This is a genomic window from Nocardioides sp. WG-D5 (assembly GCF_054031175.1).
Genome location: NZ_CM132928.1, coordinates 1314604 through 1332529, shown reverse-complemented (window position 1 = coordinate 1332529; position 17926 = coordinate 1314604). Strand labels below are relative to the sequence as shown.

The following is a 17926-nucleotide window of genomic DNA, read 5'->3' as shown; positions in this document are numbered from 1 at the left end:
CCGCCATGGACGCGCACCCCCCGATCGCCGGCCGTTACCGGCTCCTCGCCCTGCTCGGAGCCGGCGGCATGGGCGAGGTCTGGCGGGCGCGTGACACCGTCCTCGACCGCGACGTGGCGGTGAAGCTGCTGCGCGACGTGGACGACCCGACGATGGCCGAGCGGTTCCGCCGGGAGTCCCTCTCGACGGCTCGGGTCGTCCATGACGACGTGGTCAAGATCTTCGACGCGGGCAGCGACGACAACGACGTCTTCCTGGTGATGGAGCTGCTGCCCGGCCCGACCCTGGCCGAGCCGATCCGGCAGCACGGCGCGATGCCGGTCGACATGGCGGTCGAGTACGCCCGCCAGGTCGCCGGTGCGCTCGGCGCCGCTCACCGGGCCGGTGTGGTGCACCGCGACATCAAGCCGGCCAACCTCATGTTCGACGGCGACGGCCGGCTGACCGTGCTCGACTTCGGCATCGCGTACGCCATGACGGGGGTCGACGCGGGGCTGACCCAGACCGGCCACGTCATCGGGAGCCCGTCCTACCTCTCGCCCGAGCAGGCCGCCGGCGACCCGGTCGGACCGCCCGCAGACGTCTACTCGCTGGGCTGCGTGCTCTTCGAGATGCTCACCGGCAAGGTGCCCTACGCCGCCCCGCACCCGGTGAAGATCCTGCACATGCACCTCAGTGACCCGGTGCCGCGCATCACCGACTTCCGCTCGGTGCCCGCACCGCTGGCGCGGCTGGTCACCCGCATGCTCGACAAGAACCCGGCCGCCCGGCCCTCGATGGACCAGGTCGGGCACGAGCTCGGCTATGTGCTCAGCGGCGCCGACCCCGACGCCACCGACCTGCTGGGCTCCGGGCAGGCGCCGCGACCGACCCAGGCGATGCCGCAACGGCCCCTTGATGAGCCGATGGCGCTGCCCGGCTCCCGCACCGGCGTCCTGCCCCGCCCCGACGCCCCGCCGCCCGTACGCGGGCCGCGTCCGGGGTCGCTGCGGAGGTTCCCGACCGGCCGTCTCCTCGGAGCCGCGGCGCTCGTGATCGCGTGCCTCTTCGCCGCCTCGTGGCTGGCTGCGTACGAGCCCGCGCCGGCCGAGGCCGACCAGCCGTCCCAGAGCTCCGACAACTCAAGCGGCTCCGACAACAACACCGACACCGGCTCCGACGACTCCGCCGACGAGAACACCGACGAGAACACCGACGCGTCGGACAACAAGACCCTCAACCGGCTCGACCGGCTGGACCGCTGGCGGGAGAACCTGGAGGGCTGGAACGTCATCGACGAAGGCCAGTCCCAGGAGTGGGAGGACCAGATCCAGGACATCCGCGACCTCGTCGAGAAGGGCGAGAGCGCCAAGCGCGAGATGGAACAGCTCCGCGACGAGTTCGACAGCCTGGGCAAGGGCGACAGCAGGGACGGCGAGAAGATCCTCGACGGGCTGCTCAAGGGCAACTGACCTGAGGAAACGGGTGCGCGACCCGGCGTGAGGGTGCAGACTTCGCGTCCATGACCCGACTCCAGCTGGCCCGGACGGCGGTCTTCGTCGCCTTCGCGATCCAGGGACTGACCTTCGCATCGCTGATCACCCGGCTCGAGTCGATCGCGACCAAGCTCGATCTCAGCGCCGGCGACGTCTTCGTCGTGCTCGGCGTCACCACCGCGATCGGGGCGCTGGGCAGCGTCGTCGCGGGTCACCTCGCGACCAGGATCGGCAGCGCCGCAACCCTGTCGCTGATGCTTGCCGTTGCGTCCCTGGCCGCCGTCGCGCCCGCCTTCGCGCCGACGATGGCGACCCTGCTGGTTCTCAACGGCGTCTACGGCTTCTTCCTCGGCGGCGTCGACGCGTCGATGAACATGCAGGGCACGGCCACCCAGGACGCGTACGCCCGCCCGCTGATGAACGGCTTCCACGCGATGTGGAGCGCGGCGGCCGTCCTCGGCGCCGTCTACGCGACCGTGACGATCGCCCTCGGCGTACCTCTGGGTCTCGACATGATCCCCATCGCGCTCATCGGCCTGGCCGCCAACGCCGCCACGTTCCGCCTCCTGCTGCCGCCGGAGGCGGTCGACGCCGCCGAGCACCGGACCAGCAGTACGCAGCGCCCCAAGCCCCAGCTGCCGTGGCTGCCCCTCCTCCTGGTGGCGGTGCCCACCTTCGCGATGTGGTTCATCGACTCCGCGGCCTCGGCCTGGGGTGGGATCTACGTCGTCGACGGCCTGGGCGCCGTCGCCGCGGTCGGGCCGGCGATCTACGCCGCCTACCAGCTGGTCCTCCTCGTCGTACGGCTCCCTGGCGACCGCCTCGTCGCCCGCTTCGGTCCCGAGCGGGTGATCCGGACCGGCGGGATCGTCGGCGTCGGCGCCCTGGTGCTGATCGTCGCCGCCCCGCACTGGAGCGTCGCCGCCGTCGGCTTCGCCGTCCTCGGCGGCAGCCTGGCGATGGTCCCGCCGCAGTCCTTCGTCGCCGCCGCCCACATCTCCCCGGACAACGCCGAGGAGGCGATCGCCCGGGTCAATCTCGCCAACTACGCCGGCTACCTCGCCGCCGCCTCCCTCATCGCCGGCGTCGCCGAGCTCTTCGGCGAGCGCTCGATGTTCGTCATCCCGCTGGCGATCTCCGTGCTGATCCCGCTGATGGCCCGCCGCTTCGCCACCCGCCCCGCTTCCGAGGCGGTGAACCTCGGCTGATCCGGCCGAAAATTTCCCCCGCCGTTTCTTGACTCATTCAGGATTTCGCGTAGTGTCTGAGGCGTGGGGAACGCGGACTACGAACAGTTGCTGAGAGGTGCCTCCCTGCGCGTCACTCGCCCGCGAGTGGCCGTTCTGGGGGCCGTCACCGAGAACGCGCACGCCGACACCGAGACCATCCTCGGAGCGGTGCGCGAGCGACTTCCGGACGTCTCCCATCAAGCCGTCTACGACTCCCTCGCCGCCCTCTCGGCGGCCGGGATCGTACGCCGCATCCAGCCGTCCGGCTCGGTGGCTCGTTACGAGACCCGGGTCGGGGACAACCACCACCACGTGGTCTGCCGCTCCTGCGGGAGCATCGCCGACGTCGATTGCGCCGTCGGCCATGCGCCCTGCTTGACGGCATCGGACGACAACGGCTTCGTCGTCGACGAGGCCGAGGTCATCTACTGGGGCACCTGTCCGCAGTGCCAGGCCGCCCAGCGCAAGAACTGAGCAGCGCAGCAATGATCCGAACAAGAAGGACTGGAACCTGATGTCTGAAGAGTCCGTGAGCAAGTGCCCGGTCATGAACGCCGGCCGCGTTCACCCGACCGTCGGCAGCGCCAACCAGGAATGGTGGCCCAACAAGCTGAACTTGAAGATCCTGGCCAAGCATCACCCCGCGGCCAACCCGGTCGACCCCGACTTCGACTACAAGACGGCCTTCGAGGCGCTCGACCTGGCCGCCGTGAAGGCTGACATCGCCGCGGTCCTGACCGACTCCAAGGACTGGTGGCCGGCCGACTTCGGCAACTACGGCCCGTTCATGATCCGTCTCGCGTGGCACGCCGCGGGCACCTACCGCAGCCACGACGGCCGCGGTGGCGCCGGCAGCGGTCAGCAGCGCTTCGCGCCGCTCAACTCCTGGCCCGACAACGTCTCCCTCGACAAGGGCCGCCGCCTGCTGTGGCCGGTCAAGGCCAAGTACGGTCAGGCGCTCTCCTGGGCCGACCTGTTCGTGCTGGTCGGCAACGTCGCGCTGGAGACCATGGGTCTGAAGACCTTCGGCTTCTCCGGCGGTCGCGAGGACGTGTGGGAGGCCGACGACGACGTCTACTGGGGCCCCGAGAAGGTCTGGCTCGACGACGAGCGCTACACCGGCGACCGCGACCTGCAGGCGCCGCTGGCCGCCGTCCAGATGGGTCTGATCTACGTCAACCCGGAGGGCCCCAACGGTGACCCCGACCCGCTGAAGTCCGCGGTGGACATCAAGGAGACCTTCCGCCGCATGGGGATGAACTCCGAGGAGACCGTCGCGCTCATCGCCGGTGGCCACACCTTCGGCAAGACCCACGGTGCCCACCCCGACGACCTGATCGGTCCGGACCCGGAGGCTGCGCCCCTGGAGAACCAGGGCCTCGGCTGGAAGAACGGTCACGGCACCGGCGTCGGCCCCGACGCGGTCACCTCGGGCCTGGAGGTCACCTGGACCTACCACCCGACCCGCTGGGACAACGAGTTCTTCCACATCCTCTACGCCTACGACTGGGAGCTCACCGAGTCCCCGGCCGGCGCCAAGCAGTGGAAGCCGAAGAACAACGGCGGTGCCGACCTGGTGCCCGAGGCGTTCGGTGACGGCAAGCGCGAGCCGCGCATGCTCACCTCCGACCTCGCCCTGCGCATGGACCCTGAGTTCGACGCGATCTCGCGCCGCTTCAAGGACGACCAGGACGCCTTCTCCGACGCCTTCGCCCGCGCCTGGTTCAAGCTGACCCACCGCGACATGGGCCCGAAGAGCCGCTACGCCGGCGCCGAGGTCCCGGCCGAGGACCTGCCCTGGCAGGACCCGCTCCCGACCGGTTCGGCAGCCACCGACGACGCCTCGATCGCCGCCGCCAAGAAGGCGATCGCCGAGTCTGGCCTCACCGCTCAGCAGCTCGTCTCCACCGCCTGGAAGGCTGCGGCCACCTACCGCAACTCCGACAAGCGCGGTGGCGCCAACGGCGGTCGCATCCGCCTCGAGCCGCAGGTGTCCTGGAAGGTCAACCAGCCCGACGAGCTCAAGCCGGTCATCGCCGCCTACGAGCAGATCGCGGCCTCGACCGGTGTCTCCTTCGCCGACGTACTCGTCCTCGCCGGTGGCGTGGGCGTCGAGCAGGCCGCGAAGGCGGCGGGCTACGAGGTGACCGTGCCGTTCACGGCCGGCCGCGTCGACGCCACCCAGGAGCAGACCGACGTGGAGAACTTCGGCTGGCTCGAGCCGGTGGCCGACGGCTTCCGCAACTACGACTCCGGGTTCCTCAACCTGCCCTCCGAGTTCCTCTTCATCGACCGCGCCAACCTCCTGGGCCTCTCCGCCCCCGAGGCGACCGTCCTCACCGGCGGTCTGCGCGTGATCGGCAACAACTGGGACGGCTCGGACCTCGGTGTCTTCACCAAGACCCCGGGCGCGCTGACGAACGACTTCTTCGTCAACCTGCTCGACTACGACCAGCAGTGGACCCCGTCCGCCGACGAGACGACCTACACCAGCACCAACGGCTGGACCGGTTCGCGCGTCGACCTGGTCTTCGGTGCCAACTCCGAGCTCCGCGCCATCGCCGAGCTCTACGCCGGCGACGACGCCAAGGAGAAGTTCGTCAAGGACTTCGTCAACGCATGGGTCAAGGTCATGGAGAACGACCGCTTCGACCTGAAGAAGTGATCTGAGGCCGTACGCCGCGGCGTACGACCGACACGGAGGCCGGCCCCGGACGGGGTCGGCCTCCTTCGTCATACCCGCCGGGGTAGGATCATCGGCCGCCGCAATCAGTTGCCTAGGTCAGGTGGAGCAATGGAACACCGGAGCGCCGAGCCTCCGAAGGGTCCGACCGGTCCGCCGCCGTCGTGGCGGCCGCCTCCTCCGCCCGCCCCTCCGCCCGCCCCTTGGATCGCGGCCGAGCCGCCCCGGGCCACGCCCAGCCGACCGGGTGCCCGTCGCGCCGCGCCCCGGCCCTCCACCGCCCGCGCCCTGCTCGCCAGGGCCGAGCCGGCCACGGCCTGGGCCGCCGAGAAGTGGGCCGCGGCCAGAGCCTCGGCGACCAAGACCTCGGCCGCCACGGGCTCGGCGAACCGACCCTCCGCGCCGCCGAGCTGGCGGCGCTGGGGGAAGCTCACCGCGAAGGTGGCGCTGGTCGGCTTCCTGGCGATCGCCCTGATCGGCTCGATGACGGCGATCGTGGCGTTCAACGGGATCACGGTGCCGGACCCCAACGCCGAGTTCGAGGTCGAGACCTCGTTCGTCTACTACAGCAACGGCAAGACCGAGCTCGGCCGCTACCAGGAGGGCGACCAGAACCGGATCAAGCTGGACGCCGACGAGATCCCGGAGATGGTCAAGCACGCCGTCGTCGCCGCCGAGGACCGCACCTTCTACGAGAACAGCGGCGTCGACGTGAAGGGCATCGTGCGCGCGGCGTTCTCCAACACCACCGAGGGCACTGCCGGGGGTGCGTCCACGATCACCCAGCAGTACGTCAAGAACTACTACCTCAACTCCGAGCGGTCCTACTCCCGCAAGCTGAAGGAAGCGGTCATCGCCCTGAAGCTCACCCGGCAGAAGAGCAAGGACCAGATCCTCACCGACTACCTCAACACGATCTACTTCAACCGCGGCGCCTACGGCATCGAGGCCGCCGCGAAGGCCTACTTCGCGAAGCCGACCAAGGACCTGTCTCTCCAGGAGACCGCGGCGCTCGCGGCGATCCTCAACAATCCGGCCGGTTTCGACCCGGCCAGCAGCACCTTCCGCGGCAAGGAGAAGCTGCTCGGCCGCTACCAGTACGTCCTCTCCGGCATGGTCGACCTCGGCTACCTGAAGCAGGCCGAGGCCGACAAGGTGAAGGACGCGCTGCCGAAGTTCCCCGCGAAGACGGTGCCGAGCCGGCTCGGCGGCCAACGCGGCCACGCGCTCACCATGATCAAGGCCGAGCTGCTCGGCCTGAAGGGTGCCGATGGCAAGCCGCTGTTCACCGAGGAGAAGATCGACAGCGGTGGCCTGCGGATCACTGCGACGCTCTCGCCGAAGGTGATGAAGGCGTCGGCCACCGCGGCCAAGACCGTGAAGCCGAAGAACCGCAAGGCGTACGTCAAGAACGATCCGGAGCAGAAGAACGCCCTGCACGTGGCGACCGCCTCGGTCGACGTCGCCTCCGGTGCGCTGCTCGGCTTCTACGGTGGCCAGGACTACCTCGACAGCCAGCACAACTGGGCCGCGACCGGCGGCCACGCGGGGTCGACGATGAAGGTCTTCGCCACCGCTGCGGCGATCGCGAAGGGCTACTCGCTGGAGTCGACCTGGGCGGGCGACTCGCCGTTCACCACCTACACCGGCTCGCAGGTCGTCAACGAGGGCGAGCAGGCCGGCGTCGCCGACGGCATGGACTACGGCCAGTACATCACCATGCTCAAGGCGCTGGAGCAGTCGGTCAACACGGCCTACATCGACATGACCGAGTCGATGGGTGGGGCCGAGGAGGGGCGCAAGGCCGTCTACCAGACCGCGCTCGACGCGGGGCTGACGCCGGAGAAGGCCGACCCGAGGTATCCCGGCATCCCGAGCACGTCCGGCTACCTCACCGACCAGGACGACCGGATCGCGCTGGGCGGCGCCAACGTCAGCCCGATCAACATGGCCAACGCCTACGCCACGATCGCCAACGGCGGCTACCGCCACGACGTGCACGTGGTGAAGAAGGTCCGCGACCGCGCCGGCAACGTCCTCTACAGCTGGAACGGCCGCAAGAACGCCCGGCACGCGATCTCCGAGGACGTCGCCGCCGACGTGACGTACGCGATGCAGGGCGTGGTGCAGAGCGGCTCGGGCCAGAAGGCCCAGAGCATCGGCCGTCCGGTGGCCGGCAAGACCGGCACCGGCACCTGCACCAGCGAGCAGTACGTCTGCTCGTCCTGGTTCGTCGGGTTCACGCCACAGATCGCGACCGCCGTGCGCTACTCGCGCGGCAACGGCGAGGGGAAGCTCGACGGTGGCTGGATGCCGTCCTACTTCGGCGCCGACTATCCCACCGAGACCTGGGCCGCCATCATGGCGAAGGCCATGGAGGGCAAGGAGGTCGAGAACTTCCCTGAGCCGGTCTACGTCGATGGCCAGGACCCCGAGCCCGGCCACGAGAAGCAGCTGATCGCGCCGCCGCCACCACCTCCGGAGGAGGACGACGGCGAGGAGTGCGACCCGATCGCGGAGTTCTTCGGCGCCTGTGAGGGCAATGGCAACGGCAACGGCAATCCCTGGGAGGGGCGTCCGTGATCTGAGATACGTGCCCACGTATCGAGATGACGAGTTGGTGGGCGCGCCCCGTCTCGGGCAGCATCTTCGCCGAAGGTCACGACTGCCAGCGCGAAGCCCCGGCTTGCTGGCGGGCAACCCTCCCACGCGGTGGGGTGCTCCGGGTGACGACCAGGCCCTCGCCGAGGTGGCGCGGGCAAGCGCGTGCTTCGCCCGGGCAGCCCTCGCGCGGCCCTGGGGGAGCCATGACCCCCGAAGGGTGCCCCCATGTCCCTGCTCCCGCTCGTCGGCTCGAAGACCCAGGTCCCGCTGCTTAACGGGTCGACCGCGACGTACGCCAACCTCGATGTCGCCGCGTCGGCGCCGGCCCTGCAGGCCGTGGCCGACCGGGTGGCCGAGGTCCTGCCCTGGTACGCCTCGGTGCACCGTGGCGCCGGCTACCTGTCCCAGGTCTCGACCGCCCTCTACGAGGAGTCGCGCGCGACCATCGGCGCCTACGTCGGAGCCCGTGAGGACGACGTCACCGTCATCACCCGCAACACCACCGACGCGGTGAACCTGCTGGCCGGCTGCGTACCCGGGCGGGTGCTCGTCCTCGACATCGAGCACCACGCCAACCTGCTCCCGTGGCACCGGGTCGAGGCGGGCGTCACCGCCGTCACCGGCCGGGACACCCTCGCCGGCACCATCGACGCGCTCGCCGGCGAGCTGGCCCGCGGCAACTACGCCCTGGTGGCCGTCACCGGTGCCTCCAACGTCACCGGCGAGGCGCTGCCGATCGGCGAGATCGTCACCCTGGCCCATGTCCACGGTGCCCGGGTCCTCGTCGACGGCGCCCAACTGCTCGCCCACCGCCACTTCTCGCTGGCCGCGACCGGCGCCGACTACGTCGTCTTCTCCGGCCACAAGCTCTACGCCCCCTACGGCGCCGGAGCCCTCGTCGGGCGCCGCGACTGGCTCGACGTCGGCACCCCCTACCTCGCCGGGGGAGGGGCGGTCGACGACGTGGAGGTCGGGGAGACCACCTGGCAGCCCGCCCCCGCACGTCACGAGGGCGGCTCGCCCAACGTCATCGGAGCGGCGGCGCTGGCCGCGGCGTGCACGACTCTCGGCGGCCTCTCGGCCGCCGAGCTGGACCGCCACGAGGCGTCGCTGAGGGGGCGCCTCGTGGCCGGCCTGTCCGAGGTGGAGGGTGTCGAGATCCTCCGCCTGTGGCCGGACTCCGACGAGCCGGTCGGCGTGGTCACGTTCACCGTCGACGGCATCGAGCCCGGCCGGGTCGCGGCCTACCTCTCCGCCGAGCACGGCCTGGGCGTACGCGACGGCCGCTTCTGCGCCCAGCCGCTGCTCAAGCGCCTCGGGCTCACCGGCGGCGCGGTCCGCGCCAGCATCGGCATCGGGACCTCGGTCGGCGACGTGGACCGGCTGGTGGCCGGCGTACGTGCTCTTCTCGACGGTGACGTCCGGGGCGACTACGTCCTGGTCGACGGCGCCTGGACGCTCGCCGAGGACCCGCGGCCGTTGGTCGGACCGGTCGGTCTCACCCGCCTCGCCGACACCGCCGGATCGTGCGGCGCGGCGGTGTAGCGCGGGGATGAATCCAGGCGCTCACGGTGTTGAGGAACTGTGAGTGAACGAGTGCATGGCGAGCGGAAGGTACGCGGCGGCAAGCTCGTCGTCGTCGACGCGACGGTCTCCGCTGACACGATCATCGACGTCGTCCTCTCGGGCGACTTCTTCCTGGAACCCGACGAGGCGCTGGGGTGGCTGACCGCGGCGCTGGAGGGACAGCCGGCCGACGCGTCCCTCGACCGGCTGACGGCCTCTCTGGACGCGGCCGCGCGTGACGCCGAGCTGGTCGGCTTCGGCACCCGCGACATCGCCCTGACGGTGCTGCGCGCGCTCGGCCGAGCCACGACCTGGGACGACCTCGACCTCGAGATCGTCGAGACGGGGCCGCTGTCGCCGACGATGCAGATGGCCCTCGACGAGGTCATCGTCCGCCAGGTCGCCGAGGGCCGCCGCGCCCCCAACCTGAGGTTCTGGGACTGGGCCAGCAGCGCGGTCGTGATCGGCAGCTACCAGTCGCTCTCCAACGAGGTCGACTCGGCCGCCGCCGAGCGTCATGACATCGAGGTCGTACGCCGCATCTCCGGTGGCGGCGCGATGTTCATCGAGCCCGGCAACACGATCACCTACAGCCTGGCCGTGCCCGACACGCTCGTCGCCGGCATGTCCTTCCAGGAGTCCTACGCCTTCCTCGACGAGTGGGTGCTGCGCGGCCTGCGCAGCGTCGGCATCGAGGCCGCCTACGCCGGCCTGAACGACATCGCCTCGCCGGTCGGCAAGATCGCCGGCGCCGCGCAGAAGCGGGTCCCCGGCGGCGTCCTGCACCACGTCACGATGGCCTACGACATCGACGCCGACAAGATGCTCGAGGTGCTCCGGATCGGCCGGGAGAAGATGTCCGACAAGGGCACCAGGAGCGCGGCCAAGCGCGTCGACCCGATCCGTTCCCAGACCGGGCTCAGCCGCGAGAAGGTCGTCGAGGCGCTGTTGGCCGAGTTCGAGCAGAGCTTCGGGGCTGCGTACGTCGGGCTCGATCAGGCCACGATCGACGAGGCTGCCGCGCTGGTTGTTGGTAAGCACGGCACCAGGGAATGGATCACTCGGGTGCCGTAGGCGGGGTGCTGCCGCACGTACGCGACTGGATCTCGACCCGCTTCGCGGCTTCGCAGGCTCAGCCGCTGCGCTCGCTCGATCTCCAAATCGTTGTGAGGCCGGCGACTTCGTCGCCGGCCTCAAGATTTGGACTCCGCTGCTCGGAGCGTTCCTTGGATGAGATGGGGGGGTCCTCATTCACGACCGACATCACGAGCAGCGGAGCGTCGCCAGTTTGGCACGCTGGAACTTGCCGTCGCAATAGGTGAAGGCCCCTCTGGCCATATTTTCTGTCGGTCGATCCGCAGGGCAGAACTCATGACCTATCGAAAGTGCCTTTCTAGAGGCCTTCGACCCTGTCACCGGCGGCGGGCGCGGGAGTATGGCGGGCCTGCGAATGACGCTGGCGGCGGTGGTCGGCTACCCTGGACACATGCAGATGTCTGTCCTGCTTCTTAGGCAGCCGCGCTGACCCTGAGGGACACACCCCGGTCACGCGGCTACCCCTCCATGTGAGGGGCCTTTTTAGTTCTACGGAGCTTTGTTCCGGAAGCAGTCTCGACGCACGACACTCGACAAGGACGAAAGACCAATGACGCAGGAGCAGGCCGAGCAGGCGACGTACGACGTCGTGGAGCTGCAGGACAAGTGGCGCCCGATCTGGGAGAAGTTGGAGCCGTTCAAGGCGGGCCAGCGTGCGGGGGCCGAGAAGCGCTACGCGCTCACGATGTTCCCCTACCCCTCGGGCGACCTGCACATGGGCCACGCCGAGGTGACCGCGCTCCACGACGTACTGGCCCGCTACTGGTGGCTGAAGGGCTTCGACGTCCTGAACCCGATCGGCTGGGACTCCTTCGGCCTGCCCGCCGAGAACGCCGCGATCAAGCGCAACGAGAACCCCGCCGGCTGGACCTACGCCAACATCGAGACCCAGGCGGAGTCGTTCAAGCGCTACGGCATCTCCTTCGACTGGTCGCGCCGGCTGCACACCTCCGACCCGGAGTACTACAAGTGGACGCAGTGGATCTTCCTGAAGCTGTACGAGGCCGGCCTGGCCTACCGCAAGAAGTCCCCGGTCAACTGGTGCCCCAACGACCAGACCGTGCTGGCCAACGAGCAGGTCGTCAACGGCGAGTGCGAGCGGTGCGGCGCGACGGTCACCAAGCGTGACCTGACCCAGTGGTACTTCCGCACGACGGCTTACGCCGAGGAGCTGTACAACGGCCTGGACACGCTGCAGGACACCTGGATCGGCAAGGTCGTCAACATGCAGCGCAACTGGATCGGCCGGTCCGAGGGCGCGCACGTCGACTTCGAGATCGCTCTGACCTCGGGTGAGACCAAGAAGGTCACCGTCTTCACGACCCGTCCCGACACGCTGTACGGCGCGACCTTCATGGTCGTCGCCGCCGATGCCGACCTGGCCGCCGAGATCGTGGCGCCCGAGCGGACGGCTGCGCTGGAGAGCTACCTGGAGGACGTACGCAAGGCCTCCGACATCGACCGGCTGGCGACCGACCGTCCCAAGACCGGTGTCGACCTGGGCGTCACCGCGACCAACCCGGTCACCGGAGAGCAGATCCCGGTGTGGGCCGCCGACTACGTGCTGGCCGACTACGGCACTGGCGCGGTCATGGCCGTCCCGGCCCACGACCAGCGTGACCTGGACTTCGCCAAGGCCTTCGACCTGCCGGTGCGCCGCGTCGTGGACGTGCCGGGCGCGGACAACCCCGAGGACACGTACGTCGCGACCGCCGGTGACGGTGCGTACGTGAACTCGCCCGAGCTGGAGGGCGTCGCCGACAAGGCGAGCGGCATCCACAAGATCATCGAGAAGCTGGAGGCCGAGGGCCACGGCAAGGGCACGATCAACTACCGGCTGCGCGACTGGCTGCTGTCGCGGCAGCGCTACTGGGGTGCGCCGATCCCGATCATCCACTGCCCGGTCGACGGCGAGGTGCCGGTGCCCGAGGCCGAGCTGCCGGTGCAGCTGCCGGAGCTGAAGGGCGCCGACCTGAAGCCGAAGGGCGTCTCGCCGCTGGCGGCCGCCACGGAGTGGGTCAACGTGTCGTGCCCGAAGTGTGGCGGGCCGGCCACGCGTGACTCGGACACGATGGACACCTTCGTCGACTCGTCCTGGTACTTCCTGCGCTACCTGTCGCCGACCGACGAGACCCAGGCGTTCTCCTCCGAGGCCGCCCGCGAGTGGGGCCCGGTCGACTTCTACCTGGGTGGCGACGAGCACGCGGTGCTGCACCTGCTGTACGCCCGCTTCTTCACCAAGGCGCTGCGTGACATCGGCCTGATCGACTGGGACGAGCCGTTCTCGGCCTACCTGTCGCAGGGCAAGGTCATCAACGGCGGCAAGAAGATGTCGAAGTCCCTGGGCAACGGCGTGAACCTGTCGGACGTGCTGGAGGAGTTCGGCGTCGACGCGACCCGGCTGACGCTGGTCTTCGCCTCCCCGCCGGAGGACAACATCGACTGGGCCGACGTCTCGCCGGGCGGCTCGGCGAAGTTCCTGCAGCGGGCCTGGCGCCTGGCGGGCGACGTCACCTCGGAGCCGGGCGTGTCCTTCGACGACGGCGACGTGGCGCTGCGCCGGGTCACCCACAAGACGGTCGCCGAGGCCGAGCAGCTGATCGAGTCCTACCGGTTCAACGTGGTCGTGGCCCGGGTGATGGAGCTGGTCAACGCCACCCGGAAGGCGATCGACTCCGGTGTCGGCCCCGCCGACCCTGCCGTACGTGAGGCCGCGGAGACGGTCGCGATCCTGCTCTCGCTGGTTGCGCCCTACACCGCCGAGGAGATGTGGGAGCGTCTGGGGCACGAGCCGACGGTCGCGCGAGCCGCGTGGCCCACGGTCGAGCCCCACCTGCTCGTGGAGGACTCCGTGACCGCCGTCGTGCAGATCAAGGGCAAGGTCCGTGCGCGCCTGGAGGTCTCGCCCTCGATCTCCGAGGCCGACCTGGAGGCCGCCGCGCTGGCCGACCCGTCGATCGCCGCCGCGATCGAGGGCCAGACCGTACGCAAGGTCATCGTCCGCGCCCCCAAGCTGGTCAACATCGTCGTCTGATCACATCGGGTCGGCTCGTGGTGCCGTCGCGATGGGTCGATCTGTAGGCTTCGGGCATGGCCCGGGTAGCGATCGTGACCGACTCGACCGCGATGCTTCCATCCGATCTCGGGGATGCCACGGAGCTGATCACATCGGTGCCGTTGCAGGTGATCGTGGATGGGACGTCGTACGACGACGGGGTGGAGGAGACGTCGCCGCAGGCGCTGCTGACGGCGTTGGCAGCGCACCGGACGGTGACGACCTCTCGACCCTCACCGGCACTCCTGGGGGAGGTCTACGCGAAGCTCGCGGCCGAGGGGTTCGATGAGATCGTCTCCATCCACCTGTCCGCGGAGCTGAGCGCGACGTGCGAGTCCTCGATGCTCGCCGCGCGCGAGGCTCCGGTGCCGGTGGTCACGGTGGACACGCGGCTGGTCGGCCCCGGGGTCGGGTTCGCGGTGATGGCCGCCGCTGCTGTCGCCGGTCGCGGTGGGAGCGCGGCCGAGGCGAAGGCGGCCGCGTTGGAGCGGGTCGCGGCGACGCGTTCCTACTTCTATGTCGACACGCTCGAGTACCTGCGCCGTGGCGGGCGGATCGGCGCTGCCGCCGCGCTGCTCGGGACGGCGCTGGCGGTCAAGCCGCTGCTCACGATCGAAGAGGGGCGCGTCGTGCCGCACGAGCGGGTGCGTACGGCTGAGCGGGCGATCGCCCGGCTCCAGACGCTCGGGATCGAGGCTGCCGAGGACGCCGACGCCGTCGAGGTCGTGGTCGCCCACCTGGGTAGCCCGGACCGGGCCGCGGCGATGACCGAGGGGCTGTGCGCCGAGCTCGACGGCAAGATCGACGGCGACGTACGCGTCGGGGAGCTGGGTGCGGTGCTCGGTGCGCACGTGGGGCCGGGGTGTGTCGCGGTCGTCGTGGGGCCCAGGCTCTGATCCTGGGCTGATCTCGGCCTGATTTCGGGCCGGTTGCCGTCCACAGGGATGGTTCAGGATCGGGTTCTCCACAGGCGCCGAAATCGCGCTCGGAACCGTCGGCGCGGGCGCATAGTTTCGGCCGCATGCGCACCCGACCGACCACCGATCATGCCGATGCCGTCGCCCGGCGGCTGGAGCAGCTGCGTGCCGAGCTCGACCCGCCGGGGGAGGCGGACGAGGGTGAGGACGACTGGCAGCCGCCGTGGTGGGACGGGCCGGCTGCGACCGACACCGCGGAGCTGGATCCGCTGGTGCCGGTCCCGGGGCGGCACGCGTCTCGGCGGCAGGTCGTGATCTCACCCGACGCGATGCTGCCGGAGCCGCTGCGTGGGCGGGTGAGCCTCGGTCCGTGGCATCTGGTGGTGGTCTCGCTGGTGCTGGTCGCGGGGTTGGCGGTGGCCTGCTGGTGGATGATCCGGGCCGATCCCGAGGTGGTTCCGGCCGCCCGGGCGTCGCCGTCGGCCTCGCCGCTGGTGTCCCTGCCGACCGGCTCGGCCGCGCCGGGGAGCGTCGCCGCGGTGCCGTCGGACGGGGCGTCGGCCGGGACGGTGACGGTCGATGTGGAGGGCAAGGTGCCCAAGCCCGGCATCGTCGTGCTGCCGGTCGGCTCGCGGGTGGTGGATGCCGTCGAAGCAGCCGGTGGGGCGTCCCACAAACACCTCGCCGGTCTCAACCTCGCAGCCCTGCTCAGCGACGGGCAGCAGATCGTGGTCGGGGTGCCGGCCGGGGGAGCGGGCGTTGCTGCGCCTGGCTCCGGTGGTCCGGGGGCAGGGGCGCCGCCCGGGGCTGGGGTGAGTCTCAACGCCGCCTCCATGGAGGAGTTGGAGACCTTGCCAGGGGTCGGGCCGGTGACGGCCCAGGCGATCATCGACTGGCGCACCACCAACGGCGCGTTCACCTCGGTCGACGAGCTGCTCGAGGTCGACGGGATCGGACCGAAGACCTTCGACTCCTTGGAACCGCTGGTCACGTTGTGAACGATCTGCGACTGCCGCTTCTCGGGGCCGGTGCCTGGGCGGGGGCGTTGGCCGGGCCGGTCGTCGTGGCGGGCGGACGGTCCGGCATGGTCCTGCTGGCGATGCTCGCCGCCGTCCTCGGCATCGGGGGCGGATGGGCGGTCCGCCAGCGCCGGTCGACGGTGCTGGCTTTGGTGCTGATGATCACCGGCACGGCGATCGTCTCGGGACTGCACGCCGCCCGGGTCAGCGACAACCCGGTCGCTCAGTTGGCGGCGCGAGAGGCGCAGGTGCGGGTGATCGCCACCGTCACGACCGACCCGAAGGAGGTGACCGGCCAGCATGCGACCTACCAGCTCCGGCGCGCCGGCGTGCGGGAGATCAGGGGCCGCGGGGTGGTCTACCGGCTGCGTACGCCGGTGGTGGTGCTCGGTGACGACGCGTGGGCCGACATCCCGCTGGGGGCGACGGTCGCGACGACCGGGCGCCTGGCGAAGAGCGACTCGCACGAGGAGTCCGCGTTGCTCATCGCGGGAGAGCCACGGGTCGTCACCGGTCCGGGGATCTGGTGGCGGGCCTCCGACAAGGTACGCGCATCCATCCGGGACGCGGTGGCACACCGACCACCCGACCAGGCCGCGCTGGTTCCCGCCCTGGTCGACGGTGACGACACCGGGCTCTCCGACGACCTCGCCGACGACTTCCGCACCACCGGGCTCACTCACCTGCTCGCGGTCTCGGGCACCAACCTGACCCTCGTGGTGGGATTCCTGCTCATCATCGCCCGCTGGGCCGGGGTGCGGGGAAGAGGTCTGTACGCCGTCGGGGTGCTCGGCATCCTCGGGTTCGTCGTGCTCGCGCGCACCGAGCCGAGCGTGGTGCGTGCCGCCGCGATGGGTGCGGTGGGCCTCCTGGCGATGACGCACAACGGACGCCAGCGAGCGCTGCGCGGGCTCGGCGCTGCGGTGATCGGGCTCCTGCTGATCGACCCGAGCCTGGCGACCTCGGTCGGGTTCACCCTCTCGGTGCTGGCCACCGCCGGCATCCTGCTCTTCGGACCGCCATGGCGTGATGCGCTGCGGCGGTGGATGCCGCAGTGGTGCGCGGAGGCGATCGCGGTTCCGGCCGCCGCGCAGCTGGCGTGCACGCCGGTGGTGGCCGCGATCTCCGGCCAGGTCAGCCTCGTCGCGGTGCTCGCCAACCTCCTCGTCGAGCCCGCCGTCGCACCCGCGACGGTGCTTGGCCTGCTGGGAGGTCTGCTCGGGCTGGTGTGGGATCCGCTCGGGATGGTTGCGGGCACGCTCGCGACCTGGTGCGTCGCCTGGATCATCGCCGTCGCCCGCTTCGGCGCCGGGCTGCCGACCGCCGAGGTCGGCTGGGCGACCGGGCCGCTCGCCCTGGTGGTGCTGGTCATCGTCTGTGCCGCGATCGCGTTCCTGGCGCCACGGGTCCTTCGGCATCCGGTCACCGGCGTCGCAGGATGCCTGGTGCTGCTCGCCGTGGCGCTGGTGCGGCTGCCGAGCCCGGGCTGGCCGCCGGCAGGGTGGGTGCTGGTGATGTGCGACGTCGGGCAGGGAGACGCGCTGGCGGTGCGTACGGGGCCGGGGAGTGCGGTCGTCATCGACGCCGGCCCCGACCCGGACCTCGTCGACGACTGTCTCGACCGGCTCGAGGTCGACGACGTCCCGCTCGCGGTGATCACCCACTTCCACGCCGACCACGTCAACGGGGTCGAGGGTGTCTTCGCTGGACGCCGGGTGGGTGAGCTGTGGACCTCGCGTCTCCAGGACCCGCCCGAGGGCGTGCGGGTCCTCGGCGAGACCTCCGGCGCGGCCGGGGTGGTGCCGGTCCCGGCTCCCTACGGAGCCACGGTGACCATCGGTGAGGTGCGGATCCAGGTGCTCTGGCCGACGGCCGGCTCCGACACCCGCGGACCCGGAGACGGCTCCACGGCCAACGACGCGAGCGTCGTCCTCCTCGTCGAGTCGCACGGTCTGCGCCTGCTACTGACCGGTGACATCGAGCCGGAGGGACAGGACCAGCTCGCCGACGACCTCGCCGGTCTCGACATCGACGTGCTCAAGGTGCCCCACCACGGCTCGCGCTACCAGGACCTCGACTGGCTGCGTACGCTGCACGCGCAGGTGGCGCTCACCTCGGTCGGTGCCGGCAACGACTACGGCCACCCCGCCACGGCCACGGTCCAGGGGCTGGAGGACGGTGGCACCGAGGTCTACCGCACCGACCGCGACGGCTCGGTCGCGGTCGTCGAGTCGGGAGGGGAGGCCGCCGTGGTGACGCGATAAGTGTCGGTGCCGTGTGGGA

11 protein-coding genes and 1 riboswitch are annotated in these 17926 nt (G+C 70.5%); all 11 genes read left to right on the top strand.

The window, feature by feature from the left end; all coding sequences use genetic code 11:
* Window positions 1-5 precede the first annotated feature (5 nt).
* The 11 genes from ACWZJV_RS06520 (at window position 6) to ACWZJV_RS06470 (ending at window position 17907) form a co-directional block, all read left to right on the top strand.
* Window positions 6-1451, top strand: a complete 1446-nt coding sequence (locus ACWZJV_RS06520) for a protein kinase domain-containing protein (protein ID WP_457180657.1) — start codon at window positions 6-8, stop codon at window positions 1449-1451.
* A 50-nt stretch (window positions 1452-1501) separates the two neighbouring features.
* Complete coding sequence (locus ACWZJV_RS06515) at window positions 1502-2683, top strand: MFS transporter (protein ID WP_008363666.1); 1182 nt, start codon at window positions 1502-1504, stop codon at window positions 2681-2683.
* Between the two features lie 63 nt (window positions 2684-2746).
* A complete protein-coding gene (locus tag ACWZJV_RS06510) occupies window positions 2747-3178 on the top strand; it encodes a Fur family transcriptional regulator (RefSeq protein WP_008363669.1) in 432 nt (143 codons plus the stop codon).
* A 40-nt stretch (window positions 3179-3218) separates the two neighbouring features.
* Window positions 3219-5369 (top strand): catalase/peroxidase HPI, encoded by a 2151-nt coding sequence (gene katG / locus ACWZJV_RS06505; protein ID WP_008363670.1) that lies wholly within the window; start codon window positions 3219-3221, stop codon window positions 5367-5369.
* 129 nt (window positions 5370-5498) lie between these two features.
* Window positions 5499-7970, top strand: coding sequence for a transglycosylase domain-containing protein (locus ACWZJV_RS06500; RefSeq protein ID WP_457180656.1), 2472 nt, complete (start codon window positions 5499-5501; stop codon window positions 7968-7970).
* A gap of 74 nt (window positions 7971-8044) precedes the next feature.
* Window positions 8045-8158, top strand: a riboswitch (SAM riboswitch).
* A gap of 58 nt (window positions 8159-8216) precedes the next feature.
* Window positions 8217-9536 carry an aminotransferase class V-fold PLP-dependent enzyme gene (locus ACWZJV_RS06495; RefSeq protein WP_008363673.1) on the top strand — a complete coding sequence of 440 codons (1320 nt, stop codon included), beginning with the start codon at window positions 8217-8219 and terminating at the stop codon, window positions 9534-9536.
* Between the two features lie 39 nt (window positions 9537-9575).
* Complete coding sequence (locus tag ACWZJV_RS06490) at window positions 9576-10631, top strand: lipoate--protein ligase family protein (protein WP_457180655.1); 1056 nt, start codon at window positions 9576-9578, stop codon at window positions 10629-10631.
* 571 nt (window positions 10632-11202) lie between these two features.
* Window positions 11203-13686 carry a leucine--tRNA ligase gene (gene leuS / locus ACWZJV_RS06485; RefSeq protein ID WP_457180654.1) on the top strand — a complete coding sequence of 828 codons (2484 nt, stop codon included), beginning with the start codon at window positions 11203-11205 and terminating at the stop codon, window positions 13684-13686.
* Window positions 13687-13742: 56 nt separating this feature from the next.
* Window positions 13743-14603, top strand: coding sequence for a DegV family protein (locus tag ACWZJV_RS06480; protein ID WP_008363681.1), 861 nt, complete (start codon window positions 13743-13745; stop codon window positions 14601-14603).
* Between the two features lie 125 nt (window positions 14604-14728).
* On the top strand, window positions 14729-15622 hold the full coding sequence (locus tag ACWZJV_RS06475; protein WP_457180653.1) for a helix-hairpin-helix domain-containing protein: 894 nt from the start codon (window positions 14729-14731) through the stop codon (window positions 15620-15622).
* Window positions 15619-17907 (top strand): ComEC/Rec2 family competence protein, encoded by a 2289-nt coding sequence (locus ACWZJV_RS06470; RefSeq protein ID WP_457180652.1) that lies wholly within the window; start codon window positions 15619-15621, stop codon window positions 17905-17907. Before ACWZJV_RS06475 ends, ACWZJV_RS06470 begins: the two co-directional genes overlap by 4 nt.
* The last annotated feature ends 19 nt before the right edge of the window (window positions 17908-17926 follow it).